The sequence below is a fragment of the Allobaileyella intestinalis genome (assembly GCF_009695865.1).
Lineage (GTDB): Bacteria > Bacillota > Clostridia > Peptostreptococcales > Anaerovoracaceae > Allobaileyella > Allobaileyella intestinalis.
Genome location: NZ_VUNB01000015.1, coordinates 1 through 1,298, shown reverse-complemented (window position 1 = coordinate 1,298; position 1,298 = coordinate 1). Strand labels below are relative to the sequence as shown.

Here is a 1,298-nt window from a genome sequence, read left to right as displayed (position 1 = left end):
CTCTTTAAAATAGGTTTACATTCATCTGTTAGTTGTAAATGGTGTATTCGACTGTCTTTTTCATCTATGCAAGTACAAATCCTTCCCTTTTTCTCCCCCTCATCAACCCTTCTCTCCCTCCTCTTCTTTTCCCCTCCTCCCCCCCCTTTTCCTTCCTTCCTTTTTTTCTTCTTTTCCTTCTTCTTTAAAACAATCAAGATAGATCTTTCCTTTTTTGAACCCTTCCTCTCTCCTTCCCCTTTCCTCCTTTTCCTCCTTTCCTCCTCTTCCCCCCTCTTCTTTCTCCCTTCCCTTCCCCTCCCTCCTCCCTTTTCCCTTTCTTCCCTTTCTTTTCTTAGCCTCAGTTCTTTTCCTCCCCCTCTCCTCCTTTTTCCTCCCTTCTCTCTTTTCCCCCCCTTTCCCTCCTTCTCTCCTCCTCCTCCTCCCCTTTCCTCTCCTCTTTCCCCTCTTCCCTCCTCTTCCTTCTCTCCCTTCCCTTTCCTCCCTTTTCTTCCCTCCTTCCCTCTCCCCTTCCCTCCTCTTCTTCCTTTCTTCTTCCCCCTCCCTCCCTCCTCCCTCCCCTCCCCTCCTCTCTCTTTCCCCCCCCCTTCCCTTTCCCTTTCCCCTTTCCCCTCCCCCCCTTTTCTTTTCTTTCCTTCCTCCCTCCTTTTCTCCACTCCCCTTCCCCCCTTCCTTCCCCTCTCTCCCTCCCCCTTTTCTCTCTCTTTTTTTTCTTCCATCCCCTCCCTCCCCCTTCCCTTTCCCCTTCTCCTCCCTTCTCTCCCTCTTTTCTCCTTCCTTCCTTCCTTTCTTTTTCTTTTTTCCTGCTTCTTCCCGCCCCCAGGGGACCCCGGCCCTCCCCTTTCTCCCCCCTTCCTTTTTCCCCTTTCTCTGTCGTTTCTCCCCTGCTTCCCCTCCCCCCCCTTCGCCGGTTCCTCTCCCTTCTCTCCCTTTCCCCTCCTTCCTTCCCCTCTCCTTTCTTCTCATCTCTTCTTTTTTTCCCTTTTTCTCTCCCTTTCTCCTGTTCCTTCCTCTTTTTATCGCCCACCCTCCTTCTTATTTTCTCTATTCTCTTTCACCTCTTTATCTTCTTTTTTTTTTCTTTCCTTTTTTCTTTTTTTTCTTCCTTTCTCTGGTTCTTTTCTTCCTCTTCCTTTTCTTTCTTCACTTTCTTCTTTTCCGTCTTACGTTTTTCTTTTTTTTCTTTGTCCTTTACTTTTCCTGGCGTATTTTTGTTGTCCGGATCTTTATCGCCCATGCTTTTATCTCCGTTCGTTTTTTTCCTTCATTTCTTCTCCTGTTCTTTGACTCTTTCGTTT

At 48.0% G+C, this 1,298-nt stretch carries 2 protein-coding genes; both read right to left on the bottom strand.

The genetic code is table 11. The features are described from left to right. Positions 1–102: 102 nt before the first annotated feature. Complete coding sequence (locus FYJ66_RS09105; RefSeq protein ID WP_154573182.1) at positions 103–966, bottom strand: hypothetical protein; 864 nt, start codon at positions 964–966, stop codon at positions 103–105. Between the two features lie 88 nt (positions 967–1,054). Continuing rightward, the gene (locus FYJ66_RS09100) at positions 1,055–1,237 is read right to left on the bottom strand and encodes a hypothetical protein (RefSeq protein ID WP_154573181.1); all 183 of its coding nucleotides are present in this window, start codon (positions 1,235–1,237) and stop codon (positions 1,055–1,057) included. Positions 1,238–1,298 lie beyond the last annotated feature (61 nt).

Excerpts from the sequence above, each read along its gene's own strand:
- FYJ66_RS09105 (WP_154573182.1), bottom strand. The coding sequence starts at position 966 with ATGAGAAGAAAGGAGAGGGGAAGGAAGGAGGGGAAAGGGAGAGAAGGG.
- FYJ66_RS09100 (WP_154573181.1), bottom strand. The coding sequence starts at position 1,237 with ATGGGCGATAAAGATCCGGACAACAAAAATACGCCAGGAAAAGTAAAG.